The following is a 26,021-nucleotide window of genomic DNA, read 5'->3' as shown; positions in this document are numbered from 1 at the left end:
TGCGACTACTCGACGGTGACCGACTTCGCGAGGTTGCGCGGCTGGTCGACGTCGAGGCCCTTGGCCGCGGCGAGCTCCATGCCGAACATGTGCAGCGGCGCGACCGCGAGGAGCGGCTCGAACAGCGGCGTCGCGAGCGGGATCCGCAGGACCTCGTCCGCGAAGGGGAGCACGGCGGCGTCGCCTTCCTCGGCGATCGCGATCACCCGGGCGCCGCGGGCGCGGATCTCCTGGATGTTCGAGACGACCTTCGGGTGCAGGGACCGCTGGTCACGGGGGGACGGCACGATGACGAAGACGATCTGACCGGGCTCGATCAGGGCGATCGGACCGTGCTTGAGCTCGCCGGCGGCGAAGCCCTCGGCGTGGATGTACGCGAGCTCCTTGAGCTTCAGCGCCCCCTCGAGCGCGATCGGGTAGCCGACGTGCCGACCGAGGAACAGCACGCTGCGGGTGTCCGCCATCCACTTCGCCAGCTCGCTGACCCCGGCAGCGTCGTCGATGGTCTGCTGCAGCTTCGGCGCGAGCCCTTCGAGCTCGGCGACCTGCTCCGCGATCTGCTCGGCGGTCAGCGTCCCGCGCAGGGTCGCCAGGTGCAGCCCGAGCAGGTAGAGCGCGACGCCCTGGGCGATGAACGCCTTCGTCGAGGCCACCGCGACCTCGGGCCCGGCGTGCGTGTAGATCACCGCGTCGGACTCGCGCGGGATGGTGGCGCCCTGGGTGTTGCAGATCGACAGGACCTGCGCGCCCTGCTCCCGCGCGTACTTCACGGCCATGAGCGTGTCCATGGTCTCGCCGGACTGGCTGATCGAGACGACGAGGGTGCGCTCGTCGAGGACCGGGTCGCGGTACCGGAACTCGTGGGCGAGCTCGACCTCGACCGGGACGCGGGCCCACTGCTCGATGGCGTACTTGCCGAGGATGCCGGCGTAGGCGGCGGTGCCGCAGGCGATGACGATGACGCGGTCGACGGTGGCCAGGCGGTCCGCGATCGGGTCGAGGTCGGTGAGCGTCACCGCGCCGTCGTGCACGCGGCCGAGGATCGTCTTCGCGACGGCCTCGGGCTCCTCGCTGATCTCCTTCGCCATGAAGGACGACCAGCCGCCCTTGTCGGCGGCCGAGGCGTCCCAGCTGACCTCGAACTCCTCCGGGGTGGCCGGGGTGCCGTCGAAGTGCACGACCTCGACGCCCTCCGGACGGATCGTGGCGATCTCGTCCTGACCGATCGCGAGGGCACGCTGCGTGTACGCGACGAACGCCGCGACGTCGGAGCCCATGAAGTTCTCGCCGTCGCCGAGCCCCACCACGAGCGGCGAGTTCCGACGGGCGCCGACGACGACGCCGGGCTGGTCGGCGTGCACGACGAGGAGCGTGAACGCGCCCTCGAGCCGCTGCACGACCTGCTGCATGGCGGTGGTCAGGTCACCGGTCTCGCGGTACGCCCGGCCGACCAGGTGCGCAGCGACCTCGGTGTCGGTCTCGCTCGTGAACGTGACGCCCTCGGCCAGGAGCTCGTCCTTCAGCGGGGCGAAGTTCTCGATGATGCCGTTGTGGATGAGCGCGAGCTTGCCGCCGTCCGCCAGGTGCGGGTGCGCGTTGCCGTCGGTCGGGCCGCCGTGCGTCGCCCAGCGGGTGTGCCCGATGCCCGTGCCGCCGTCCGCGATCGGGTGCTCGGCGAGCTCATCGACGAGGGCCTGCAGCTTGCCGGCCTTCTTCGCGGAGGCCAGGTCGTGCGACCCGTCGACGACCGCGATCCCGGCCGAGTCGTAGCCGCGGTACTCGAGACGACGGAGACCGCCGAGGAGGACCTCCTGGCTGCTCTTGGTGCCGACGTAGCCCACGATTCCACACATGCGACCGATCCTACGGTCTGCCTGGGGAGCAACCCTGCACGCTCGCAGGACTGGGGATACCGTTTGGACCATGGGACGTTTCGACGACATCGCGATCACGACGCTGCACGGTGAGCAGACCACGTTCGGGCAGTTCGCGGACAAGGCCGTGCTCGTGGTGAACGTCGCGTCCCGCTGCGGGCTCGCACCGCAGTACGAACAGCTCGAGGCACTGCAGCGGCAGTACGGGCCGCGCGGCTTCACGGTGCTCGGCTTCCCGAGCAACCAGTTCCTGCAGGAGCTCGGCTCGTCCGAGGCGATCGACGAGTACTGCTCCACGACCTGGGGCGTCACGTTCCCGATGTCCGAGAAGGTCAAGGTGAACGGCAAGGGCGCACACCCGCTCTACCAGGCGCTCAAGGAGACGCCCGACGCGTCCGGCAAGGCCGGCCGGGTCAGCTGGAACTTCGAGAAGTTCCTGGTCGCGCCGGACGGCACGGTCACCCGGTTCCGTCCCACGACGAAGCCGGACGCCCCCGAGGTCGTCGCCGCCATCGAGGCGGCCCTGCCCGCCTGACCGGCTCGGTCTGCCCGACCGGCGCGCGTCCGCCGGACGCGCACCGCCACACCGGACGGGAGGCACGGATCACGTGGGCCGGTCGGCTGACGTGATCCGCGCCTCCCGTCGGTACGCTCGTGCCCATGCCGATCCCGGAAGCCACCGTCGCGCACCCGACCCCGTTCGTGGAGATCCCGCGCGATGAGTGGTCGCAGCTCGCGCCGAAGGAGCACCTGTCGCTCACCGAGACCGAGATCGTGCAGCTGCGCGGCCTCGGGGACCGGCTCGACATCCGCGAGGTGCAGGACGTGTACCTGCCGCTGTCCCGGCTGCTCACGCTCTACGCGGCCGGCGCACGGAACCTGCACGCCGAGACCAGCCGGTTCCTGGGGGAACGCGCCGGACGCACGCCCTTCGTGATCGGGGTCGCGGGGTCCGTCGCGGTCGGCAAGTCCACCGTCGCCCGCCTGCTGCGCGAGCTGACGAAGCGCTGGCCGGACACCCCGCGCGTCGAGCTCGTGACGACGGACGGGTTCCTGTACCCGAACGCCGAGCTCGAGCGCCGCGGGATCATGGACCGCAAGGGCTTCCCGGAGTCGTACGACCGGCGGGCGCTGCTGCGCTTCGTGAGCCAGGTGAAGAGCGGCGCGGCCGAGGTGCGGGCGCCCTACTACTCGCACCTGGTCTACGACATCGTGCCCGACGCCGAGATCGTGGTGCGGCAGCCGGACGTCCTCATCGTCGAGGGGCTGAACGTGCTCGCACCGCCGGTGCACGGGCGGCTCGCCCTGTCCGACCTGTTCGACTTCACGATCTACGTCGACGCGAAGACCCGGGACATCGAGTCCTGGTACGTCGACCGCTTCCTGGCCCTGCAGGAGCAGGCGTTCTCGAGCCCGGACTCGTTCTTCCACCGGTTCGCCTCGCTGTCCCGCGAGGACGCCGTGCGCACCGCGACCGACGTCTGGCGGGCGATCAACGAGCCGAACCTGCTCGAGAACGTGCTGCCGACCCGCTCCCGGGCGACCCTGGTGCTCCGCAAGGGCGCGAACCACGAGGTGTCGTCGGTGTTGCTCCGCAAGATCTGACGCAGTGCGTCGGCGCGCCGCCGTGGTCCTCCGCACAACCGAGAGCACCCCGCGCCACGCAATCACGTGGTTCGGGGTGCGTTCGGTTGTGCGGAAGCAGCCCGCGCCGCCAGCCGTCGATGCCGGAGCGCGGCGCCTACGCCGCGATCGTCAGCCGGTCGGACACGACGGCCGCCAGTTCCTCGGCGACGCGCTGGGCCTCGTCCTGCGAGGCAGCCTCGACCATCACGCGCACCACGGGCTCGGTGCCCGACGGGCGGAGCAGCACGCGCCCGGCGTCCCCGAGTGCGGCAGAGGCGGCGGTCACCGCGTCCTGCACGCCCTGGTCGTCGAGCCCGTGGCGGTCGACCCCGCGGACGTTGAGCAGCACCTGCGGGAAGACCGTCATGCACGACGCGAGCTCCTGCAGCGTCTTGCCCGTGCGGGCCATCTCCGCGACGAGGTGCAGCCCCGTCAGGACACCGTCCCCGGTGGTCGCGTGGTCGCTGAAGATGATGTGCCCGGACTGCTCGCCGCCGAGCGAGAACCCGCCCTCGGTCATCTTCTCGAGCACGTAGCGGTCGCCCACGCCGGTCTCGAGCACCGTGATGCCCGCGTCCGCCATGGCCCGCTTGAGCCCGAGGTTCGACATGACGGTGGCCACGAGCGTGTCGGACGCCAGCAGCCCCCGCTCCTGCAGGGACAGCGCGAGGATCGCCATGATCTGGTCGCCGTCGATCGCGTTGCCGGCGGCGTCGACCGCGAGGCACCGGTCGGCGTCGCCGTCGTGCGCGATGCCGACGTCCGCCCCGGCTTCGAGGACCGCGGCGGCGAGGTTGTCGATGTGCGTCGAGCCCACGCCGTCGTTGATGTTCATGCCGTCCGGGTCGGCACCGATGAGCGTCACCCGGGCACCGGCGTTGACGAACACCTCGGGCGAGACGCCGGCGGCGGCACCGTTCGCGCAGTCGAGCACGACGTGGATGCCGTCGAGCCGGTGCGGGAGCGTGCCGAGCAGGTGCACGACGTAACGGTCCTCGGCGTCGGCGAAGCGCGTGATCCGGCCGACGTCGCCGCCGGTCGGGGTCGGTGCGGACTGGTCGTGCATGGCCGCCTCGATGCGGTCCTCGACCTCGTCCGGGAGCTTCCGGCCGCCCGTGGCGAAGAACTTGATCCCGTTGTCCGGCGCCGGGTTGTGCGACGCGGAGATCATCACGCCGAAGTCGGCGTCGATGTCGGCGACCAGGAAGGCCGCCGCGGGGGTGGGGATGACCCCGGCGTCGAGCACGTCGACGCCGGCGGAGGCGAGCCCGGCCGCGACCGCGGCACCGAGGAACTCGCCGGAGACGCGCGGGTCGCGCGCCAGGACCGCGCGCGGGCGCGGTCGACCGGACGCCCGGCGGGCGTCCGCATGGTGTCCGTGCGTGAGCACGGCCGCGCTGGCCTGGGCGAGACCCAGAGCCAGCGCGGCCGTCAGCTCGCCGTTGGCGAGTCCACGAACACCGTCGGTACCGAACAGACGCGGCATTGCGATCGGGTTCGCCAGGCGACTAGCGCTTCGAGAACTGCGACGCCTTGCGGGCCTTCTTGAGACCGGCCTTCTTGCGCTCGATGACGCGGGCGTCACGGGTGAGGAAGCCGGCCTTCTTGAGGGTGGCGCGGTTGTTCTCGCGGTCGATCTCGTTCAGCGCACGCGCGATGGCGAGGCGGAGCGCACCGGCCTGACCCGAGGGGCCACCACCGGTGATGCGGGCGGTGACGTCGTAGGCGCCGAGGAGCTCGAGCACCTTGAACGGGTCGTTGATGAGCTGCTGGTGCAGCTTGTTCGGGAAGTAGTCCTCGAGCGTGCGGCCGTTCACCGTGAAGGTGCCGCCACCGGGGACGAGGCGGACGCGCGCGATGGCCTCCTTGCGGCGCCCGACGGCACCGCCCGAGACGTTGAGGATCTGGCGGGGAGCGGCCTCGGACGCGACGGGCGCGCTCTCGGTCGTGAAGCTCTCCGGGGTCTGGTCGAGGGAGTCAGCGATCTGTGCCATGAGTTGTATCAGTCCTTGAAGTCGTCGTGGCCGGAACTACTGTGCGACCTGGTCGAAGGTGTACGCCTTGGGCTGCTGCGCGGCGTGCGGGTGCTCCGCGCCGGCGTAGACCTTCAGCTTCTTGAGCTGCTCACGGCCGAGGGTGTTCTTCGACAGCATGCCGCGGATCGCCTTCTCGACGGCGCGGGTCGGGTGCTTCTCGAGCATCTCCGGGTAGGAGGTCGCGGTGAGGCCGCCCGGGTAGCCCGAGTGACGGTAGTAGACCTTCTTCGCGAGCTTGGAGCCGGTGAGGGCGACCTTGTCCGCGTTGATGATGATGACGTAGTCACCCATGTCCATGTGCTGGGCGAAGGTGGCCTTGTGCTTGCCGCGCAGGAGCGCCGCGGCGTGGGTGGCGAGGCGGCCGAGGACGACGTCGGTCGCGTCGATGACGATCCAGTCGTGCTGGACGTCTGCCGGCTTCGGGGAGAACGTACGAGTCACAGGAGTGCTGCTTTCGTGTCGAGGTGAGGAGTCCGTGAATCCCGCTCCGGTGGGTGTTCCTCGTGTGATGCACGCGGAACTGCCCGGTGGAGGGCCCATCTGACTGTCCGGCGCACGGGGCGCACAGACCAAGGAAAGAGCCTACCGGACCGGCCTCCCGCTGGTCAAACGCGACCGGCTCGGTCCGGGTGGCCGTTTCGCGCGTAGGAGGTCGAAACGCGCGTAGGAGGCCCGAACTTCTGACCACCTACGCGCGATTCGGCTTCCCACCGCACGCGCCATGGGTCGGAACGCGCGTTCACGGCGGACGGGAGGCACGGTGTCAGCTGGCACCGTGCCTCCCGTCCGGCCTCTGGTTACGCGACGCGGGCGCGGCGGCGGCGTGCCACCAGCACACCCGCACCCGCAGCGAGGAGCAGCAGCGCCGCGGCGATGCCACCCGTCAGGTCGGCACCCGTGAACGCGAGCGCACCCGTCACCGGGTCGATGGTGATCGTCGTCCAGCCGATCAGCGACCCGTCAGCAGCCGTGACCACGGTGCGGTGGGGCCCAGCCGGCGCATCCGAGGGAATCGTCACCCGCACCGTCCCGTCAGCCGCGACCGTCACCGTGCCCAGCAACGTCGGCGTCGAGAACATCCACACGTTCACCCGCTGCCCCGCGTACTGCGTGCCGACACCGATCGTGATCGTCTCACCCGCACGAGCCGACGACGGCGCCGTGACCGTTCCGCGGTTCGCATCCGTCAGGGACGACTCCGACGGAGCGACCGGCGTCGAATCAGCACCCGGGGTCGGCGCGGGCGTCTGACCGGCACCCGGAGCCGTACCAGGGTCGGTCGGGTCGGTCGGATCGGTGCCCGGGTCCGTGGGGTCCGTGCCCGGGTCCGTCGGGGTGCTGTCGCCGGTCAGGTCGAAGCCGACCAGGATCGGGTCGTGGTCGCTCGCCCGGTAGACGTCGTCGGTGTACAGGTTCGTCGCGTTGTAGTTGTAGCGGCTGTACTCCAGGGCCACTGACTCGACCGAGTTGATGTTCCAGATGTCCACACCCGTCACCGTCGCGAGTGCCGCCGGCGAGGCGAGCACGTGGTCGAGCGACCCGCTCAGGCCGCTGAACACGTACGACCACTCCGACGAGTCGAGCGCCGGCCCGAGGTCGGTGTAGCCAGCCTCGTCGAGGACGACCATCGGGTCCTCCTGGCTGTAGGCGTTGAAGTCGCCCAGCATGAACACCTTGTCGGTGCCGTACTGCGTCTGCATCTTTGCGGAGAACGCGGCCAGCGCCGTCGCCTGCTTCACGCGGTCCGCGTTCGACGCCCCCTGGCCGTCGCCCTGGTCAGCGTTCTCGCCGGTGCCGGACCCCTTCGACTTGAAGTGGTTCGCGATCACGAGGAATTCGTCGTCCGCCGTGCCCCCGACCGGACGGAACGCGTCCGCGACGGGCTGACGGGCGTTCGTGAACGCCGGGTCGATGAGGATCGTCGACTCACCCGTGGGTGCGACGCGGTCCTTCTTGTAGATGAGTGCCAGGCGGATGACGTCCTCGCTCGCGGGGAGCGTCTTCGGCGACTTCACGTACGCCCAGGTGTCGGCACCGGTCGCGGCGTTGAGCGCCCCGACGAGGGTGGCCACGGCGGCGTCACGGTCCTGGCCGAACTCGGCGGAGTTCTCGATCTCCTCGAGCGAGACGACGTCGGCCCCGAGACCGTTGATCGCTTTGACGATCTTGACCTGCTGGCGCTCGAAGTCCTCTTGCTCGGCGGCGCCACGGGCGTTGCAGCCGGAGTTCACCGTGACGGGGTCGCCGTCGCGGTCCGTGTAGTACGAGCAGCCGGTGAGCTGGTCGCCCGTCGTCGGGAAGTAGTTGAGGACGTTGAAACCGGCGAGCTTGAGGTCGCCGCCGACGTCCTGGGGCTTCGTCGTGCGGACGTTCGAGAACGTCGCGGGCAGGTCGGTCTTCGCCGTAGCCCCGGTGATCGGCGACGTCGGCTGGAACTTCCACGAGTCGTTGCGGTAGTCGAGGACGACGGGCTTCGTGAAGGTCGCCGCTGCTCCGACGGTGACGGGCCCCTGCGTCAGCCAGGACACCGGGATCGACTTGTTCGCCTGGGTCAGGAAGTTCGTGCTGCCACCGTCGTCGAGGGTGACCTTGCGGGCGGCGTTGTCGGCCTCCACCGCCTTGGCCGCTGCGCTGCCCGGTCGGGCGACCTCGGTGGGCTGGATCAGCCGCTTCGTACCAGACGCCAGGACGACCTCGCCGTACTGGTTCGTCGTGTAGTTGTCGGCGACGGTGTAGTCGCCCTGCGGCGCGACAAGCATGCTCTCGAGCGACTCGCGCTGCGCGTCCGAGGACGGGAACGCGACGGTGGCGGCCTGCGGTGCCGGCACGGTCTCGGTGAGCTTCGTCATGCCGCCGGCGGCGACGTTCAGCTCGGTGAGGCCGTAGTACTCGCTCACCGAACCGGTGAGTTGGACGTAGTCGCCCGCTGCGACCTGGGACGCGGTGGCCGAGGAGAACACGAAGACGCCGTCGGACGCGGTGTGCGTGCCGAAGTCGATCGCACCGCCGGTGTCGGGGGTCTGCACGGTGTAGCCGTTGAACCCACCGGTGGCGTACACGGCGGTGACGACCCCCTTCGTGACGACGGACTTGCCGACGTACGGCGAGGTGTCCGTCGTGCCCTGCAGCTGCGCGATGGTGACGGCCTCGGCAGGAGCACCGGGGTCCGTCGGGTCGGTCGGGTCGGTCGGGTCCGTCGGCGCCGTCTCATCGGCGGCGTTCGTCGGCGTGAGTGTCGTCGTGACGGAGAAGTCCGCCGCGTTGTCGTCGCTGTCGACCGTGCCCTGGCGAACCAATCCGTTCGGGACGGTGTTTCCGCCGTCGACCGTGCGCACGTGCCCCTCGAAGGTGTTCGACGCACCGTAGCCGAGGAGGTCCACGACCCCCGCGGTGCCCGCCGCGATCGCGCCGGTCGGCAGGGTGAGCGCCTTGGACTGGTCGGACAGGACCAGCGTGCCCGTGGTGCCCGAGGCGTTCAGGGTCGCGGTGTCGTCCGCGGCAGGCAGGTCAGCACCCGTCGCGCCGTTGCCCGCCATCGTGACGAGGAACGTCCCGTTCGCGGGGACGGTGCCCTCGAGGCCGCTCGTGCTGAACGCCGCCGAGCCGGTCGCCGAGCGGTACTGCAGCGACCAGCCGTCGACCGAGACCGGAGCGTCGGTCGGGTTCGCGATCTCGACGAACTTCTTGTTGAAGAGGGCGTTCGCGCTGCCGCCCTTCAGGTAGGCCTCGGCGATGACGAGACCCGTGCCGGCGGTGTTCGCACTGGCGACGGAGACGGAGGCGAGTGGCGCTGCGAGGAGTGTCGCGGCCACCGTGGCGCACAGCAGAGTGCGGCCGACGATCTTGGGCATGCTGACCTTCGGGTCGGAGACGTGGATGGTCAGACCGTACAGACCTGCAGAGTCCCTCAGGTTGCGCCCAGGTAAATGATTGCGCTCGACAACATCGTCGTCGGCCTCACTTCCCGGTGAGGAGGCGCAGCACCATCACGCCCGTGGTCAGCACGTACCAGCCCGCGAGGTTACCGCGCTTCTTCGCGAGTACCAGCGACGGTGTGGCTGCCGCGCCGGCCACGGCGAGTGCGATCCAGCGGATCACCGGATCCTGCCCGGCCACCCCGACTGTGAAGAGGGCCACCGTGGCGACGACGACGAGGAGGACCGTGATCGATCGACGAGCTCGATCGACTTTCTCCGCTGACGGTGCGCCCGTCACGTCGCTACCCGCCGCGCCCTGATCCATCCTGCCGTGATCGGCAGTACGACCCAGATCAGGCCCGAACTGACCGTTGGGAGCACAGATGCCTCTCCCGTCAGCCCGCTCTGCAGCGTCCCGAACCGTACGTACGCCGTCCACGTGCCGAGGAAGCCGAGAACGATGTCGACCACGAGCATCACGACGAGGACACTGACCAGGCCAAGGGCCAGCGACCGCAGCGACGCTCCCAGTCCGAAACCGAACGCCGCCGACGAATAGGACAGCGCAGCGACCTGCACGACCGGCTGGCCGACGTCCCACGAAGCCACGTGGCCCCCGATGAGGATCGCGACACCGGTGCCGACGAAGCCGCACATGACGGTGAACAGGACGACCGCGGAGATGATCACCGCGCAGGCAGCCGAACGGGCAGCGAAGATCGAGTCACGCGTCAGGCCAGCGAGGATACCGTCCCGTTCCCCGCCGCGAGCCGCATCGCCCACGCCGACGACGACCCCCACGATCGAGGCCGCCAACGCCGCAGGAAGACCTGCGGTGACGATGACCTCACCGACGTCGAAGTTCGCGGACCTCGAGACAAGTGAGACGCTGAACGCGCAGCAGGCGACGACGAGCGCCACCAGTACGCCGAAGCCCGCCGCTGCACCGGCCGTGTCGAGTCGCTTCCGCACCTCGAGGGTCGTGATCGTCACGAACGAGGTCATCGTGCTCCCTCTGATTCGAACTCTGCCGAAGCGACTTCGCCGTAGAGACTCTCGAGCACCCTGCCCGATACCCCGACTCTGGTCACGTCCAAGCCGATCGACACTGCTACTCGGACGGTGTCCGGGGCGGTCCCCTCTACGTGCACCACACGACCGCGCATCGTCGCCGGAACGCCGCGATCCGACATAGCCGCAAGGAGTCGGGCCGGCTCATCGACCTCGATGTCACATCCCCGGGCCGCCGTGTCGGCGATCGATTCGACACAGACGATCTCGCCTCGGCTCACGATGATCGCGTCGTCGATCATCGTCTCGAGCTCGCCGAGCAGGTGGCTGGACACGACCACGGTCGCCCCTGCCTGTCGGAGATCCGAGACGACGCCACGCATCCACGCGATGCCGTCGGGGTCGAGACCGTTCATCGGCTCGTCCAGCAGCACGAGCATCGGCGATCCGAGCAACGCGACGCCGATCGAGAGTCGCATCCGCATCCCGAGCGAGAGCGCTGCGACCCGGCGTCTCAGGACGGCCCCGAGTCCGACCCGCACGGCCATCGACTCGGCCTCGTCCGGAGTACGTCCCACGAGTCGAGATCGGAGCAGAAGTGTCTCCCGGACCGTTCGCCCTCGGTGCATGTCGACATCTCCGAACACTGCGCCGATCGGCTCGCCACGCTGCCACGGAACATCACGGACGGTCCCCCGGTCTGGCCGCACGAGCCCCGCGAGGACCGCGAGGAGTGAGGACTTTCCAGCACCGTTGGGTCCGATCAACCCGTACACGCGCCCAGCCTCCAGTTGGATCGAGGCATCGTGGATACGAGGTCGAGCCCGGCCTCGGCCGCGCAGCCAGACGCTCTGGAGTTCGAGCACCATTGGTTCCTCTCGACGTCGCCGGGCGGACCGGCGGTGGACCGGTCCACCCGGCGATGTACAGATCATCCGAAGAAGTAGTTCCACAGCGCCGAGAACATCTCCTGGATGCTCATCTGGGCGATCGCGTTGATCCCGGCTCGGATCCATCCGGCAAGGCCGTTCCACCAGTTCTTGAAGGCGTTCAAGCCGTTCTTCAGCGCCGTCTTGAGCGCCGGGATGACGGATGAGGCGTTGTTCTTCAGCCAGTCGACGATCGGTTTGATCGGGATGCCATCGGTCGATGAGCCGCCGGACGAAGCGATGACGCCCCCGTGTCGCGGCACGGGAAGCGACGCGGCCGGTGCGGAGGACGCTACCGCGCTTACCGAGGAGGCATGGACGGGCTGCGCAGAGGCTGCGGTCGCGCCAACGGTGCTGAGCATCGCCCCGGTGACGATCGCTCCGACGATCCCCACAGTGCGGATCTTGTTCATGGTGATTCCCCAATCATTGTGCGGCGTCGTCGCCGCATGAACCACCCTATCGGTACTTCAGTATGAAATACCAGACACCAGAAGGCCTTTCACCTACCGGAACATGTCGGCCCGATGTCTCGATCACGACCCGACCGGCACCCACTCCCGCCCGACCCGGTGCACCGCCGGCCCGTGCCCCGGCAACACGATCTCGGGGATCGGCAGCGCCCGAGCGGACTCGAGCGCCACGCCGAGGTCCGCCGTGAAGAACGGCGTGATCATCCGCGGCCGCGGGGTCCACGACGCCGGCTGCGTGTCGTGCCGCGAGACGACGGCGTCCCCCGTGACGATCGCGTCCGCGGCCGGCAGGAGGTACGCGGTGGACCCGTCGGTGTGCCCGGTCGCGGGGAACGGCGTGATCGCCCGCCCCTCGAAGTCCGCTCCCGTGAAGGCCCGGACGCTCGGCACCGTGGTCGGCCGGAACGCGTCGGACCGGATCGCGCGGGCGAGCCACCGGAGCACCCGCGGCGACGCCAGCCGGCCGCCGATCTCCGCCGTCGTGACCTGCTGCCGCGAGGGTCCACGCACGTTCGACACCTCGTCCGCGTGCGCCAGGACCTCGACGTGCGGGTGCCGCTCGAGGATGCCCGGGATCCCACCGACGTGGTCGACGTGCCCGTGGGTGACGTACACACGCCGCAGGTCGGCGAGGTCGTGCCCGGCCCAGCGCACGGTCTCGAGCACGAGGTCGCTGTCCGCCGGGTAGCCCGCGTCGATGAGGGCGACGCCGTCCTCCTCCGCGAGCACGACCCAGTTCGAGACCGGCCCCTCGACGAAGACGACCCCGGGGGCGACGGAGACGACGGACCGGGGTTCGCGGGAGCTCATGCCCCGACGGTACCGGCGTCCGGCTCGTCGTCCGTCCGCCGCGCACGCGTCTGCGACGCGCGGGCCGCGAGTTCGTCGTCGGCCGGGTACCCGACCTCGGTCAGGGTGAGTCCGACGGCGGGCGCGACCGCGAAGGCGCTGGTCCGCTGCTCGGCGACCCGGAGTTCCTCGAGCCGGTCCGGGCCGAAGCGGCCCTCCCCCACGGCGATGGTCGCGCCGACCATCGCGCGCACCATGGAGTGACAGAAGGCGTCGGCCTGGAGGCGCGCCACCAGCACGCCGTCCGGCTCGCGGTCCCAGCGGAACTCCTGCAGCGTCCGGATCGTGGTCGCGCCCTCGCGCGGCTTGCAGAAGGTCGCGAAGTCGTGCAGCCCGAGCAGCGTCAGCGCACCGCGCTCCATCGCCACCGGGTCCAGCCGCGTCGGGTGCCAGAGCGTGTGCCCCCGACGACGCGGATCGCGACCGGCCGCGGCGTCCGCGACCCGGTACTCGTAGCGCCGCCAGAGCGGGGAGAACCGGGCGTCGAACCCGTCCGGCGCGACCGACGCCCGCGTCACCACGACGTCCCCGGTGCGCCCGGCGAGCCCGTTCAGCCGCTTGACGAGCCCGTCGAGCGACGTCCGCGGCGGCCCGTCCGGTGCCGACCGGCGGGGTCGGGTCAGCGCGCCCCACTGCTCCGCCGACAGGTCCAGGTGCGCGACCTGTCCGGTCGCGTGCACCCCCGCGTCGGTGCGTCCCGCGACTGTCAGGAGCGGCGGCTCGCCCCACCGGGTGAACACCGTCGCGAGCGCGTCCTCGAGTGCCCCCTGCACGGTCCGCAGGCCCGGCTGCCGAGCCCACCCCGAGAACGCGGCCCCGTCGTACGCGACGTCCAGACGCACACGCACCGCTCCCGAACCGACCGTCTCGTCCACGCGAGCGAGCGTACCGGGGGCGGGGCGCGCCTCCCGTCCGGCGGTCGCCGTGCCGCGCGACTGTACGCCGGTGTCAGCGCGTGTCAACCCATGTCAGTGCCGCGTCAGTGGCGCGTGAGTGCCCGTCGGCACGATCGACACCGACATCGACGAAAGGACCATCCCGATGACCACCACCCCCCTCGCGGTCGAGGCAACCGGCCTCGTCAAGACCTTCGGGTCGAACCGCGCCGTGGACGGCGTCGACCTCCGTGTGGAGGCCGGGACCGTCTACGGCGTGCTCGGGCCGAACGGCGCCGGCAAGACGACCACCATCTCGATGCTCGCGACCCTGCTCAAGCCGGACGGCGGCGAGGCCCGCGTCTTCGGCCACGACGTCCGCCGCGAGCCGCAGACCGTCCGCTCCCTGATCGGCGTGACGGGGCAGTACGCGAGCGTCGACGAGACCCTCAGCGCCACCGAGAACCTCGTCATCTTCGCGCGGCTGCTCGGCCTGTCCCGCGGCGACGCGAAGCGCAGGGCGACCGAGCTGCTCGAGCGGTTCGGCCTGACCGAGGCGGCCTCCCGTCCCCTCAAGGCGTTCTCCGGCGGCATGCGTCGTCGCCTCGACCTGGCGGCGAGCCTGATCGCGCAGCCGCCGCTGATCTTCCTCGACGAGCCGACCACGGGGCTCGACCCGCGGACCCGCGCGCAGATGTGGGACACGATCCGGGAGCTCGTCGCGACCGGGTCGACCGTGCTGCTCACGACGCAGTACCTCGACGAGGCCGACCAGCTCGCCGACCGCATCGCCGTGATCGACCACGGCCGCGTCGTCGCCGAGGGCACCGCCGACGACCTGAAGTCCTCGGTCGGCACGGCCTCGCTGCAGCTGCGCCTGGCGGACGCCGACCCGGAGTCCCTCGCGACGGCGGCCACGCTCGTCGAGCGGGTGCTCGGCACGCCGGCCGTGGTCAGCCCGGAGGGCGCGCGCCTGACCGCACCGATGACGGCGCCCGACCGCGTCACCGACCTGCTCGTGTCGTTCCGCGACGCGGGCGTCTCCCTCGCCGAGATGAGCGTGCAGAAGCCGACGCTCGACGAGGTGTTCCTCACCATCACCGGTTCGCCGTCGTCCCCGGACGACCAGGCCGAGACCGAGCGCGCGCTCGAAGGGAGCCTCGCATGACCACCGTCCTCGAACCCACCACCACCGCCGCACCCCGGGTCACCCCGCGTCCGGGTGTCGGTGGCTCCGGCCTCGCCGCCACGGTCCGTCAGTCGTTCACGATGGCGTACCGCGGCCTCGTCAAGATCCGTCGGACGCCCGAGCAGCTGTTCGACGTGACGCTCATGCCGATCGTCTTCACCGTGATGTTCACGTACATCTTCGGCGGGGCGATCTCCGGCGACGTCGGCAGCTACCTGCCCGTGATCATCCCCGGCATCCTCGTGCAGACGGCGATCACGTCGTCGGTCGTCACCGGTGTCCAGCTCCGCGAGGACATGGACAAGGGCGTCTTCGACCGCTTCCGCTCCCTGCCGATCGCCCGCATCGCCCCGTTGGCCGGTGCCCTCCTCGCCGACACCGTCCGGTACGCGATCGCCACGACGATCACCTTCGTGGTCGGCATCGTGATGGGCCTGCGCCCGGCCGGCGGCCTCGGTGCGGTGCTGCTCGCCGCCCTGCTGGTGATCGTGGTCGCGTGGGCGATCAGCTGGGTCTTCGCGTACTTCGGCGTCATCGCCCGCACCGCGTCGAGCGTGTCCGGCATCGCGAACCTCGTGCTCTTCCCGCTGACGTTCCTGTCGAACGCGTTCGTCCCGACGAACACGCTCCCCGCGTGGCTCCGGTGGTTCACCGAGGTCAACCCGGTCTCGCACCTCATCACGGCGGTCCGCGACCTGGTGAACCACGGCACCGTCAGCGGCGACCTGTGGCTGAGCCTGCTCGGCGCCGCGGTCATCGTCGCGGTGTTCGCGCCGCTGACGGTCCGCGCGTACATGCGGAAGGCCTGAGGCCCCGCTGCGCGGTGCGCCTCACCCCTCGACGCGGAGCTCCTCGAGGAGCGCCCGCGTCCGCACGACGACCTCGTCCGGGCCCCAGCCGGACGAGGTCGTCTCGGCGTCCGCCAGTGCCTGCTCGCCCACACCGGCGACCAGGAGCGGCCGGACCCGTGCGTGCGCGAGGACGGCGTAGTCCTGCCGGGTGCCGACCCGCGTGGCGACCGCCCAGCAGCGGGCCGCGTCCGCCGTGCGGCCGTCCCGCAGCAGCGCGATCGCCAGGCCGAGCATGGCGGTCCCGACGACCGGCATGTCGAGCCACGCGGACCGCAGGCGCAGCTGGACGAGGGCCCCGGTCCGCAGACGGCGTGCGACGTCGCGTTCGCCGGCCGGGAGGCGCGTGGCGGCACCGTCGGACCGGTTCGCGTCCGCGGCGCGGTCGGGTCCACCACTTCCGCGGTCGCGTTCGGGTTCCTGCTCGCGTTCGTGCTCGCGGTCACGTGCTCGTTCGTGTTCGTCGACGGCGGCGATGCGGGCCGCGCCGGCCATCAGTCGCCAGTGCACCGCGCGGGTGCGGGGGTCCCGCAGCAGGTCCCACGCCGCGGTGTACGCCGCGGCCGCCCGGTCCGGGTCGCCCGCCCACCGCGCGCACTCGGCGTCGATCGCGAGCGCGAGCACCCCCACCTGCGCCGCACCGTCCTGCGGCCCACCCCGGAGCGTCACCGGACGCAGGCGCAGGTCCTCGGCGATCGTGCGGGCCCGGTGCAGGTCGCCGGTGGCGGCCGAGGCGAGCCCGACCGTCCAGCTGATCTCGTACAGGTCGTCGTCGGCGCCGAACCGCTCGAGCTGCTCGCGGGCCGCCTCGGCGGTGGCGAGGGCCTCGGCGTACCGGCCGCCCTGGGCGTGCAGCTGCGTGAGCGTCACCGCCGCCGAGCCGCTCGTCCACGCGTCCCCGGTCACGGCCGACAGCTCGGCGGCGCGTCGGGCGTACCGGAAGGCCGCCTCCGGTTCCCCGGCGTTCTCGGCGAGCGGTGCACTGAGCATGTGCGCGAGGCAGGCCACCCCGGGGTCGCGGTCCTCCCGCAGGCGCACGAGGAGGGCCGTCCCCTCGGCCGGTCGGCCGAGTGACAGGAGCAGGTCGGTCTCGGCGTCGAGCACCGGGAGCCCCGTCGTGCCGGTCCGTCGCAGCCGTCGGAGCGTCGAGATCGCTCGCGCGCTCGTCCGCAGGTCCCCGAACGCCGCCGAGGCGCCGCAGAGCACGAGCGAGACGACCGTCGCCGCGCGGGCGTCCGACGCGACGGGTCGGTCGCGGAGCAGGGCCACGACGTCCGGGGCGGCGGCGACGACCTCGCCGTGGGTACCGCGGAACGTCCAGTACCCGGCGAGCGCCGCGAACACGTGCGCGACCGTCGGGACGTCGTCGTCCCGGAGCGCCCACCGGAGCAGCGTCACGAGGTTCTCGGCCTCCCGCCGGACCTCCCGGAACGCGACGAGCTGCGCGGGACCGGAGGTGGCGAACAGGTTCCGCGCCGCCGAGAACCCGCGACCCCAGGACGTCATCGCGGCGCGGACCTCGTCGATCGCGCCACGGTCGGTCAGCCGTGCGGCCCCGAACTCGCGGACGGTCTCGAGCAGCCGGTAGCGCACCGGCTCCCCCTCGGTCTCGACGAGCTGCACGAGGGACTGCTCGACGAGCTCGGCGAGGTCGTCGAACGCCACGAGGTCGTCCCCGCCCGGCGCCACGGCCTGGACGGCGTCGACGGGGACCCCGTCCGGGAAGAGCGCGAGCCGGGTCAGGAGCTCCTGCGCCCCGGGGTCGAGGAGCCGCCAGCTCCACTCGATCACCGCGAGCAGCGTGCGGTGCCGTTCGGGGGCGCTGCGGTCACCGCCGCGCAGCAGGGCGAACCGGTCGTCGAGCCGTCGTTCGACCTCCTCGACGCTCATGCCGCGGACGCGCGCGGCGGCGAGCTCGATCGCGAGCGGGGACCCGTCCAGCCGCGTGCAGATGCGCCGGACCGCGTCGACCGGCAGCACCGCTCCGGGGCGGGCCGCGCGGGCACGGTCCGTGAAGAGCCGGACGGCAGCCCCGTCCTCGGCGACGGGGAGCGGGGCGAGGGGGGCCACGACCTCGCCGGCGACGGCGAGCGGTGCGCGCGAGGTCGCGAGCACCCGGAGCGACGGCGCCGCCGCGAGCAGCTCGGCGGTCTGCCGTGCGACCCCGGCGACGAGGTGCTCGCAGTTGTCGAGCACGAGCACGGTCGGCCCGTCGTCGAGCACCCCGACGACGCGGCTGCGCAGGTCCGTGGCGACGGCGTCCCGGATCGACCGCGCCGAGCGCACCTCGGCGATCCCGAGCAGCGCGGCGAGCGCCGGCAGCAGGTCGTCGGCGTCGGTCAGCGGGGCGAGCTCGCACACCACGACCGCCGTCGTCGCGGGGAGTCCCGCCGCGACGGCCTGCGCGAGCCGGGTCTTGCCGAGACCACCGGCACCGAGCACCGTGACGAGCCGGTGGTGCGCCAGCAGGTCCGTGACGGCGGCGAGGTCGGCCTCGCGCCCGACCAGGGCGTTCGGCGCGGCCCGGAGGCCGATCCGTCGCGCGGCACCTGCGGTCGGGACTGAGCGGCGGAGCAGGTCGGCGTTCAGTCGCACGAGCTCGGCGGAGGGATCGGCCCCGAGCTCCTCGACCAGCCGGTCCCGGTGCGCCGCGAACACCGCGAGCGCCTCGGTCACCCGGCCGTCCGCGGCGAGGGCGTGCATGCACCCGGCCACCGCCACCTCGTCGAAGGGGTCCGCGGTGGTCTCGGCGAGCCAGACCGCGGCGGCCTCGGCGGTGTCACCGGCGTCGAGCAGGAGCCCCGCGAGCCGTCGTCGGAGCGCACGACGCGCCGCGGCCGCACGCTCGGCGAGCTCCTCGCCCGCAGTTCCCTCGACGTCCGATCCCGGGTCGCCGCGCCAGGCATCGAGCGCCGCACGGACGGCGGCCGCGTCGTCGCTCGCGGCCGCACGCTCGGCGCGGAGGAGGTCGACGTCGCCGTCGTCGCCGCCACCGAGCGCGTACCCGGTGCTCGTCGAGACGACCAGGCCGTCCGCCACGCTCCGGCGGAGCCGGGACACGAGCGTCTGCAGGGCCGCACGGGCGCCCCGGGGACGCTCCTCCGGCCACAGCTCGTCGATGAGCGCCTCGGTCGTCAGGGTCTGCCCCCGGGCGAGCACCAGCGCGACGAGGAACACCCGCGCGAGCGCACCCGGCACGGCCGTCGGCACCCCGGACCGATCGGCGACCGACACGGGCCCGAGCACGCTGATCCGGCAGTCGTTCGGCACGGTCGGAGTCTACGGAGCCGGTGCCGTCACCGCTTCCGGCCGAACGGTCCCGTCTTCGTGTCGACGTCCTCGGTCGCGCGCTTCTCCGACTCGAGCACCCCGCGCAGGGCGATGATCGCACTCGAGGTGACGGTCACGTGCGAGGGGTTCGAGCGGCTGGCGTCGAGCGCCTCCTCGAGCCGCGCGATCGCACGGTCACCCTCGTCCTCCGGGCACTCGCCGCGCACCACGCAGGCGACCTGGCGGAGCGCCGCCGCGAACGGTCCGGCGAACGCCGGGTCCGGGCGCCCGAGGCTGTCCGCGACCGGACCGGAACTGGCCACGAGTTCGGTGAGGTCCGTCGTGTACCAAGCGGCTCGTTCCAGGGCACGGAACCGAGCGCCGTCGGTGGCGAGCCGGGCCCGCGAGCCGCGGAGGGCCGAGCGCGGGTTCATCCGGCGACTCTCCTGCGCGACCGACACCCGGTCCCGCACGTCCGCGATCGCCCGGTCGAGCTTCGCCTGCTGCCGGTCCCACGCGTGCACGTCGGGTTCGCCCTCGTCGAGGACGTCGGCGAGGTCGTCCAGGTGCTCCGCCAGGACCCCGTTCACCTGGTCGATGCGCCGTTCCGCGTCCCAGAAGTGCAGCGGCGGCACGATCACGAAGTTCACCGCGAGGCCGATGGCGATCCCGATGCCCATCTGCACGACGTACGCGAACGAGTAGTTCTCGGCGTTGCCCCCGCCGACGAGCAGCACGAAGAGCGCCGCCATCGGCACCCACGAGTACCCCTCGCCGAGGATCCGGAACCCGCTCACGAGCACCCCGAGCCCGACCACGAGCGCGACGGCGATCACCCCCGGGTCGCCGACGAGCATCGTGAACCCGGCGATGAGGATCCCGAGCGTGATCCCCACGAGCGTCTGCACCCCCGCACGGATGCCGGCGAACACGGTCGTCCGCATCGCGACGATGGCCCCGAGCGGCGCGTAGTACGGGTACTCGGCGGCCACCCCGGGGGCGTACTTCGCCAGCGTCCACGCGATCACGGCCGCGAGCGCGGCCTTCGCCGCGAGCAGCAGCCGCGGCTGCGTCCCCGAGTCGCGGCTCCACTGCCACACGCGGCGCCCCGCGCCGGTGATCCGCTCTGCTCGTGCCATGACGCGGCCACGGTACGTGCGGGGTGCTGTGAAGCCGTCCGGACGGGAGGCACGTGGCGGGCTCGCCCCGTGCCTCCCGTCCGCCCTGCGGTCACCCCCGGAACGCGAGGAAGCCCCCGCGACGTGCGTCGCGGGGGCTTCCTCGGTGTGGTGCGGTGCCCTACTTGGTGTCGTCAGCCTCGGCGTCGTCGCCCTTGGCGGCGGCGTCGTCCTCGACCTCGGCAGCAGCCTCGGTCTCGTTCTCGGTCTCGACCGGGGCCGACTCCTCGGTGGTCTCGGTCTCTTCGACCGGGGCCTCCTCGGCGGGGGTCTCGGCAGCGGCCGGCGCGGCAGCAGCCGGGGCGGCGTCGCGCTTGACCGGGGCGGGCTTGCCCGAGACCGGCTCGAGCACGAGCTCGATCGAGGCGAGCGGCGCGTTGTCACCCTTGCGGAAGCCGAGCTTCGTGATGCGGGTGTAGCCGCCCTGACGGTCCTCGACCTGCGGGGCGATCTCGGTGAACAGCGTGTGCACGACGGACTTGTCGCGCAGGATGCTGATCACGCGACGACGCGCGTGCAGGTCGCCACGCTTCGCGAACGTGATGAGACGCTCGGCGACGGGACGCAGGCGCTTGGCCTTCGTCTCGGTGGTCGTGATGCGACCGTGCGTGAACAGGGCGTTGGCGAGGTTGCTCAGCAGCAGGCGCTCGTGGGCGGGACCGCCACCGAGGCGGGGGCCCTTGGTGGGCTTCGGCATGTCAGTTCTCCAGTGGTGAAAGTGGTGCGCGCGTCAGCGCGCGTGCGCGTTCGCGCGAGGTCAGTTGGACTCGTCCTCGTCGTACCCGCTGTAGAAGTGGGCGCCGTCGAATCCGGGGACGGTGTCCTTGAGGGACAGGCCGAGCTCGGTGAGCTTGTCCTTGACCTCGTCCACCGACTTCTGACCGAAGTTGCGGATGTTCATGAGCTGCGTCTCCGACAGGGCGACGAGCTCGGACACCGTGTTGATGCCCTCCCGCTTGAGGCAGTTGTAGCTGCGGACCGACAGGTCGAGGTCCTCGATCGGGGTCTGCAGCTCGTTCGAGAGCACCGCGTCGACCGGCGCGGGGCCGATCTCGATGCCCTCGGCCGCCGTGTTCAGCTCGCGAGCGAGACCGAACAGCTCGACCAGCGTGCGGCCGGCCGACGCGATGGCGTCGCGCGGCGAGATCGCCGGCTTCGTCTCGACGTCGACGACCAGGCGGTCGAAGTCCGTGCGCTCACCGGCACGCGTCGCCTCGACGCGGTAGGTGACCTTGAGGACCGGCGAGTAGATCGAGTCGATCGGGATCTGACCGGCCTCGCTGAACTCGGAACGGTTCTGCGTGGCCGACACGTAGCCACGGCCACGCTCGATCGTCAGCTCGAGCTCGAACCGCGCGGTGTCGTTCAGGGTCGCGATGACGAGGTCCGGGTTGTGGATCTCGACACCGGCCGGAGCGGAGATGTCCGCGGCGGTGACCTGACCGGCACCCTGCTTGCGCAGGTACGCGGTGATCGGCTCGTCGTGCTCCGAGGAGACGACGAGGCTCTTGATGTTGAGGATGATCTCGGTGACGTCTTCCTTGACACCGGGCACGGTGCTGAACTCGTGGAGGACACCGTCGATGCGGATGCTGGTGACGGCCGCGCCGGGGATCGAGGAGAGGAGCGTGCGGCGCAGCGAGTTGCCGAGGGTGTAACCGAAGCCCGGCTCGAGCGGCTCGATGACGAAGCGCGAGCGGTACTCGGAGATCGACTCCTCGGTCAGGGTGGGGCGCTGTGCAATGAGCACTGTGGGATTCCTTTCGGCGGAGTGTCCGCTATATGACACTCGGCGGTACGACGGGGCCGACCGGGCCCCGACGGGTCTGTTGAGTTGTGATCACGCGCACGGTCGGGCCGGGAGGGCCCGGCGTGTGCGATCGAACGACCAGGAATGGCCGGCCCCGCTCGCTCCCGTTGCGGGCACGAGCGGGGGACGGCCGGTTGCTCCTCGCGTCAGACGCGGCGGCGCTTCGGCGGACGGCAGCCGTTGTGCGCCTGGGGGGTGACGTCGTTGATCGAGCCGACCTCGAGGCCAGCGGCCTGGAGCGAGCGGATCGCGGTCTCGCGACCCGAGCCCGGGCCCTTGACGAAGACGTCGACCTTCTTGACACCGTGCTCCTGCGCCTGACGGGCAGCGGACTCGGCGGCGAGCTGCGCCGCGAACGGCGTCGACTTGCGCGAACCCTTGAAGCCCACGGCACCCGAGGACGCCCAGCTGAGGACGGCACCCGACGGGTCGGTGATGCTGACGATGGTGTTGTTGAACGTGCTCTTGATGTGGGCCTGGCCCACGGCGACGTTCTTCTTCTCCTTGCGACGCGGCTTGCGCGCGGCAGTCTTGGGGGTAGCCATGATGATCTCCTATCGGGCCTTCTTCTTGCCTGCCACGGTGCGCTTCGGTCCCTTGCGGGTACGCGCGTTGGTCTTGGTGCGCTGACCGCGCACCGGGAGACCACGACGGTGGCGGAGACCCTCGTAGCTACCGATCTCGACCTTGCGGCGGATGTCGGCGGCGACCTCGCGGCGGAGGTCACCCTCCACCTTGTAGTTGCCCTCGATGAAGTCACGGAGGGCGACGAGCTGGTCGTCGGTCAGGTCCTTGACGCGGATGTCACCGGAGATACCGGTCTCGGCGAGTGCCTGGACCGCGCGGGTACGGCCGACGCCGTAGATGTACGTGAGTGCGATCTCCACGCGCTTCTCGCGCGGGATGTCGACGCCTGCTAGACGTGCCATGTGCTGGCTGCTCCTGTTGTCGATGGAGGTGTGGCGCAGTACCGGTGCCCGGGCCTCCGCCCCGAGGTGTCCCCCGTGGCCGGAGCCGCGGGATCTGGTACTGCGTGTTCAGTGTTGAGTTGTGGGTCCTGCTGGGAGCTCAGCCCTGGCGCTGCTTGTGGCGCGGGTTGCTCTTGCAGATCACCATGACGCGGCCCTTCCGGCGGATCACTCGGCAGTGCTCGCAGATGGGCTTGACGCTGGGGTTGACCTTCATGGTTGTTTCCTCGTGCTCGCTGGCTTCGTGCCCGGCGGGTTCGCCGAGCCGTTCCTTTCCAGCTCGCGGATCACTTGTAGCGGTAGACGATCCGGCCGCGGGTCAGGTCGTACGGGCTCAGCTCCACGATCACGCGGTCCTCGGGGAGGATGCGGATGTAGTGCTGGCGCATCTTCCCGGAGATGTGCGCGAGGACCTTGTGTCCGTTGGTCAGCTCAACGCGGAACATCGCGTTGGGCAGAGCTTCGAGCACCGAGCCCTCGATCTCGATGACGCCGTCTTTCTTGGCCATAGCCTCACTGTCGCTTGGTTGGATGAACCGGTGTGATCCCCGAGCCGGTCTGCGGGTCGGGCGCCACGCCGCTGGGCATGGCACACCAAAGATCAACCTTATGTGATAGACCCGCGATTGCCAAGTGCAGCACGTCGGGCCCGCATGCACGGACCCCACGAGTGGGGCTTCCGCTGGCTCCCTGAGCGTTCCACAGTGGTTTGACGGTCCGCTCCGGGGTCCCCACGACGGTCCCGACCGTAGCCTGGCCGACGACCCGGTCGCGCGGCCGCTGCCGACGCCGGACCACCGAACGGAGACCACGTGCCGAACGCGCCCCGCCGCCCCCTCGCCAGCCACGGACGCCTGCCGCGCCGTCGCGGGTGGGCGACCGCTGCCACCGTCGTCGCCTCGGCCCTGGCGGTGGTGCTCGTGAGCGGGACGAGCGTGGCGGCGATCGCGGGAGCGCAGCTCGCCACCGCGCCGCACACCGTGCAGCTGAGCAAGGACGACCAGAACACCGCGAAGGCCGCCGACATCACCGCGATCAAGGGCGGCGCGAACATCCTGCTCATCGGCAGCGACACCCGGATCGGGCAGTTCGACTCGGACGAGGACGTCGAGGGCGCCCGGAACGACGTCACGATCCTCGTCCACATCTCGCAGGACCACCAGCAGCTCACCGCCGTCAGCTTCCCGCGCGACCTGAAGGTGCCGATCCCGGCGTGCACGAACCCCCAGACCGGGACGACCTACCCCGCGGCGAGCAGTGAGCTCATCAACGAGTCGCTCGGTCACGGCGGCGTCTCGTGCGTGGTGGACACGGTGGAGAACCTGACCGGCCTGACCATCCCGTACGCCGGCCTCATCACGTTCGACGGCGTCATCGAGATGTCGAACGCGCTCGGCGGCGTCGACGTCTGCGTCGCGAAGCCGATCGACGACACCTACACCGGGCTGCAGCTCTCCGCCGGCCAGCACACCCTCGCCGGCCAGGACGCGCTCGCGTTCCTCCGCAGCCGGCACGGTGTCGGCGACGGCAGTGACCTCGCCCGGATCAGTTCGCAGCAGGTCTTCCTGTCCGCGCTCCTGCGCAAGGTGACCTCGGACGGCACGCTCTCGAACCCGATCCTGCTCTACAAGCTCGCCGGGGCGGCCCTGTCGAACATGACCCTGTCCGACGGCCTCGCGCAGACACGCACCCTCGTCGGCCTCGCCTCGACCCTTCGCGGCATGAGCACGTCGAACATGCTGTTCGTGCAGTACCCCGTCGTCGACGACCCGGCGGACACCGCGCACGTGCTCGTGTCGGAGGGGCCCGCCCACGCGCTCAACGTCGCGCTGCAGCAGGACCAGAAGACCTCGCTGACCGACTCGACCACGGGCCGCGCGTCCGCCGAGTCCCCCGACGCGGGCGGGACCCCGGCAGCCGGTTCGACGCCCACAGCGACCGAGGCCCCGGCGACCGGAGCACCGGCAACGGGCGGGACGTCGACGGGCGGGACCGCCGCGACCGCGACGCCGAGTGCGACGCCGCTGCCCTCGAGCATCACCGGGCAGAGCGCCTCCGAGCAGACCTGCTCCGTCGGCAACTGACCGCGCCGCGCCTGCGCCCGATGGCCGGGCGCTCGCGGCCGGGCCGGCGCACCCGAGTCTCGCGCTGGCGGACGTGACTCGCCTCCCGGAGCGCGAGTCGTGTCCGTCCGGCCGGCTCGCTCACCGCTCACCGCATACCGTCCACCGCGCCCGCGGACGCCGGAGCGGGCCGTGTGCGGACCGCAGCGGGCGCGCGTCGGGTGAGGCGTGCCTCCAGGCCGTCGCCGGACCGGAGTCGGCGGCGAGCCGCGCTACGGGACGGGGACCGGCGTCACGCCGAGCGGCTCGAGACCAGCCGCACCGCCGTCCGAGGCCGTCGTGACCCAGATGCCGTCCGTGTGCACCGCGACCGTGTGCTCCCAGTGCGCCGCGTCCGAGCCGTCGAGCGTACGGATCGTCCAGTCGTCGTCGTCCGTCGAGCTGTCGATCGTGCCGGCGGTGACCATCGGCTCGATCGCGACCACGAGCCCGGGCCGGACCGCCGGACCCGCGCCGCGGACCCGGTAGTTGAACACGGGCGGGTCCTCGTGCATGGACCGGCCGATGCCGTGCCCGGTGAAGTCCTCGATGATGCCCCAGGCGCCGGTCTCGTCGATGGCGTCCTCGATGACGGCGCCCACCTCGTTGAGGTTCCGGGCGTGCGCGAGGGCCGCGATCCCGTGCCAGAGCGCACGCTCCGTCGTGTCGCAGAGCGTCTGCCGCGCCGCCGTGCGCGCCGGGTCGCCGCCGGGCACCACGAGCGTGAACGCGCTGTCGCCGTTCCACCCGTCGACCTCGGCGCCGGCGTCCACCGACACGATGTCGCCGGGCTGGAGCACGCGCTCCCCCGGGATGCCGTGGACGACCTCGTCGTTGACCGAGACGCAGAGCGTGTGTCGGTACCCCGGCACGAGCTGGAAGTTCGGGACGCCGCCGCCGTCACGGATGGTGCGCTCGGCGATCGCGTCGAGCTCACCGGTCGTGATGCCGGGACGGGTCGCCGCGCGGACGGCCGTCAGGGCCGCCTCGGTCAGCAGACCGGGGCGCACCATCGCCCGGAGTTCGTCCGGGGTCTTGTAGATCGACGGCTTGCGACGACGCACGA

25 protein-coding genes are annotated in these 26,021 nt (G+C 71.3%); 5 read left to right on the top strand and 20 right to left on the bottom strand.

The window, feature by feature from the left end:
• Nucleotides 1–5: 5 nt before the first annotated feature.
• Complete coding sequence (gene glmS / locus DEU32_RS03590) at nucleotides 6–1,853, bottom strand: glutamine--fructose-6-phosphate transaminase (isomerizing) (RefSeq protein ID WP_114849367.1); 1,848 nt, start codon at nucleotides 1,851–1,853, stop codon at nucleotides 6–8.
• A 70-nt stretch (nucleotides 1,854–1,923) separates the two neighbouring features.
• On the opposite strand from glmS, the gene DEU32_RS03585 reads away from it, so the two are divergent.
• Together DEU32_RS03585 and coaA are read left to right on the top strand one after the other, a co-directional pair.
• The gene (locus DEU32_RS03585) at nucleotides 1,924–2,409 is read left to right on the top strand and encodes a glutathione peroxidase (protein WP_058743048.1); all 486 of its coding nucleotides are present in this window, start codon (nucleotides 1,924–1,926) and stop codon (nucleotides 2,407–2,409) included.
• 125 nt (nucleotides 2,410–2,534) lie between these two features.
• Nucleotides 2,535–3,479, top strand: a complete 945-nt coding sequence (gene coaA, locus DEU32_RS03580; RefSeq protein ID WP_114849366.1) for a type I pantothenate kinase — start codon at nucleotides 2,535–2,537, stop codon at nucleotides 3,477–3,479.
• A 136-nt stretch (nucleotides 3,480–3,615) separates the two neighbouring features.
• On the opposite strand, the gene glmM is transcribed toward coaA, so the two are convergent.
• From glmM to DEU32_RS03530, 10 genes are all read right to left on the bottom strand, one after another.
• Entirely contained in the window at nucleotides 3,616–4,986 is a 1,371-nt protein-coding gene (gene glmM, locus DEU32_RS03575; RefSeq protein WP_114849365.1) for a phosphoglucosamine mutase, read from the bottom strand.
• 22 nt (nucleotides 4,987–5,008) lie between these two features.
• The gene (gene rpsI / locus DEU32_RS03570; RefSeq protein WP_058743227.1) at nucleotides 5,009–5,494 is read right to left on the bottom strand and encodes a 30S ribosomal protein S9; all 486 of its coding nucleotides are present in this window, start codon (nucleotides 5,492–5,494) and stop codon (nucleotides 5,009–5,011) included.
• 36 nt (nucleotides 5,495–5,530) lie between these two features.
• A complete protein-coding gene (rplM, locus tag DEU32_RS03565; RefSeq protein ID WP_114849364.1) occupies nucleotides 5,531–5,977 on the bottom strand; it encodes a 50S ribosomal protein L13 in 447 nt (148 codons plus the stop codon).
• 356 nt (nucleotides 5,978–6,333) lie between these two features.
• On the bottom strand, nucleotides 6,334–9,387 hold the full coding sequence (locus DEU32_RS03560; protein ID WP_114849363.1) for an ExeM/NucH family extracellular endonuclease: 3,054 nt from the start codon (nucleotides 9,385–9,387) through the stop codon (nucleotides 6,334–6,336).
• A gap of 106 nt (nucleotides 9,388–9,493) precedes the next feature.
• A complete protein-coding gene (locus DEU32_RS03555) occupies nucleotides 9,494–9,751 on the bottom strand; it encodes a hypothetical protein (protein ID WP_114849362.1) in 258 nt (85 codons plus the stop codon).
• Nucleotides 9,748–10,374, bottom strand: a complete 627-nt coding sequence (locus DEU32_RS03550) for a hypothetical protein (RefSeq protein ID WP_141863138.1) — start codon at nucleotides 10,372–10,374, stop codon at nucleotides 9,748–9,750. Before DEU32_RS03550 ends, DEU32_RS03555 begins: the two co-directional genes overlap by 4 nt.
• Nucleotides 10,375–10,454: 80 nt before the next feature.
• Nucleotides 10,455–11,333 carry an ABC transporter ATP-binding protein gene (locus tag DEU32_RS03545; protein WP_258554771.1) on the bottom strand — a complete coding sequence of 293 codons (879 nt, stop codon included), beginning with the start codon at nucleotides 11,331–11,333 and terminating at the stop codon, nucleotides 10,455–10,457.
• Between the two features lie 62 nt (nucleotides 11,334–11,395).
• Nucleotides 11,396–11,806, bottom strand: a complete 411-nt coding sequence (locus DEU32_RS16865) for a hypothetical protein (protein ID WP_141863140.1) — start codon at nucleotides 11,804–11,806, stop codon at nucleotides 11,396–11,398.
• 123 nt (nucleotides 11,807–11,929) lie between these two features.
• A complete protein-coding gene (locus DEU32_RS03535; RefSeq protein ID WP_114849358.1) occupies nucleotides 11,930–12,676 on the bottom strand; it encodes an MBL fold metallo-hydrolase in 747 nt (248 codons plus the stop codon).
• Entirely contained in the window at nucleotides 12,673–13,590 is a 918-nt protein-coding gene (locus DEU32_RS03530; RefSeq protein WP_114849357.1) for a tRNA pseudouridine(38-40) synthase TruA, read from the bottom strand. Before DEU32_RS03530 ends, DEU32_RS03535 begins: the two co-directional genes overlap by 4 nt.
• 166 nt (nucleotides 13,591–13,756) lie before the next feature.
• On the opposite strand from DEU32_RS03530, the gene DEU32_RS03525 reads away from it, so the two are divergent.
• Together DEU32_RS03525 and DEU32_RS03520 are read left to right on the top strand one after the other, a co-directional pair.
• Nucleotides 13,757–14,758 carry an ATP-binding cassette domain-containing protein gene (locus DEU32_RS03525; protein WP_114849545.1) on the top strand — a complete coding sequence of 334 codons (1,002 nt, stop codon included), beginning with the start codon at nucleotides 13,757–13,759 and terminating at the stop codon, nucleotides 14,756–14,758.
• Nucleotides 14,755–15,588, top strand: a complete 834-nt coding sequence (locus DEU32_RS03520) for an ABC transporter permease (RefSeq protein WP_058743221.1) — start codon at nucleotides 14,755–14,757, stop codon at nucleotides 15,586–15,588. The genes DEU32_RS03525 and DEU32_RS03520 overlap by 4 nt, the downstream gene beginning before the upstream one ends.
• A gap of 21 nt (nucleotides 15,589–15,609) precedes the next feature.
• Here the strand turns inward: DEU32_RS03520 and DEU32_RS03515 are convergent, their stop codons facing one another.
• The 8 genes from DEU32_RS03515 to infA form a co-directional block, all read right to left on the bottom strand.
• A complete protein-coding gene (locus DEU32_RS03515; protein WP_114849356.1) occupies nucleotides 15,610–18,897 on the bottom strand; it encodes a BTAD domain-containing putative transcriptional regulator in 3,288 nt (1,095 codons plus the stop codon).
• 26 nt (nucleotides 18,898–18,923) lie between these two features.
• On the bottom strand, nucleotides 18,924–20,036 hold the full coding sequence (locus tag DEU32_RS03510; protein WP_114849355.1) for an aromatic acid exporter family protein: 1,113 nt from the start codon (nucleotides 20,034–20,036) through the stop codon (nucleotides 18,924–18,926).
• A gap of 160 nt (nucleotides 20,037–20,196) precedes the next feature.
• A complete protein-coding gene (gene rplQ, locus DEU32_RS03505) occupies nucleotides 20,197–20,772 on the bottom strand; it encodes a 50S ribosomal protein L17 (RefSeq protein ID WP_114849354.1) in 576 nt (191 codons plus the stop codon).
• 60 nt (nucleotides 20,773–20,832) lie between these two features.
• A complete protein-coding gene (locus DEU32_RS03500) occupies nucleotides 20,833–21,825 on the bottom strand; it encodes a DNA-directed RNA polymerase subunit alpha (RefSeq protein WP_058742348.1) in 993 nt (330 codons plus the stop codon).
• Between the two features lie 206 nt (nucleotides 21,826–22,031).
• On the bottom strand, nucleotides 22,032–22,430 hold the full coding sequence (gene rpsK / locus DEU32_RS03495) for a 30S ribosomal protein S11 (protein WP_017885507.1): 399 nt from the start codon (nucleotides 22,428–22,430) through the stop codon (nucleotides 22,032–22,034).
• Between the two features lie 9 nt (nucleotides 22,431–22,439).
• Complete coding sequence (rpsM, locus tag DEU32_RS03490; RefSeq protein WP_058742347.1) at nucleotides 22,440–22,814, bottom strand: 30S ribosomal protein S13; 375 nt, start codon at nucleotides 22,812–22,814, stop codon at nucleotides 22,440–22,442.
• Nucleotides 22,815–22,953: 139 nt separating this feature from the next.
• Nucleotides 22,954–23,070 (bottom strand): 50S ribosomal protein L36, encoded by a 117-nt coding sequence (gene rpmJ / locus DEU32_RS03485; RefSeq protein WP_022903266.1) that lies wholly within the window; start codon nucleotides 23,068–23,070, stop codon nucleotides 22,954–22,956.
• Between the two features lie 70 nt (nucleotides 23,071–23,140).
• Complete coding sequence (gene infA / locus DEU32_RS03480) at nucleotides 23,141–23,362, bottom strand: translation initiation factor IF-1 (RefSeq protein ID WP_017885509.1); 222 nt, start codon at nucleotides 23,360–23,362, stop codon at nucleotides 23,141–23,143.
• A 303-nt stretch (nucleotides 23,363–23,665) separates the two neighbouring features.
• On the opposite strand from infA, the gene DEU32_RS03475 reads away from it, so the two are divergent.
• Nucleotides 23,666–24,937 carry an LCP family protein gene (locus tag DEU32_RS03475; RefSeq protein ID WP_114849353.1) on the top strand — a complete coding sequence of 424 codons (1,272 nt, stop codon included), beginning with the start codon at nucleotides 23,666–23,668 and terminating at the stop codon, nucleotides 24,935–24,937.
• Between the two features lie 251 nt (nucleotides 24,938–25,188).
• On the opposite strand, the gene map is transcribed toward DEU32_RS03475, so the two are convergent.
• Complete coding sequence (gene map / locus DEU32_RS03470) at nucleotides 25,189–26,019, bottom strand: type I methionyl aminopeptidase (protein WP_258554770.1); 831 nt, start codon at nucleotides 26,017–26,019, stop codon at nucleotides 25,189–25,191.
• Between the last annotated feature and the right edge of the window lie 2 nt (nucleotides 26,020–26,021).

The sequence above is a fragment of the Curtobacterium sp. AG1037 genome, assembly GCF_003349855.1.
Lineage (GTDB): Bacteria > Actinomycetota > Actinomycetes > Actinomycetales > Microbacteriaceae > Curtobacterium > Curtobacterium citreum.
The sequence above is the reverse complement of the archived record's forward strand: the minus strand, read 5'-3'. Positions and strand labels throughout refer to the sequence as shown.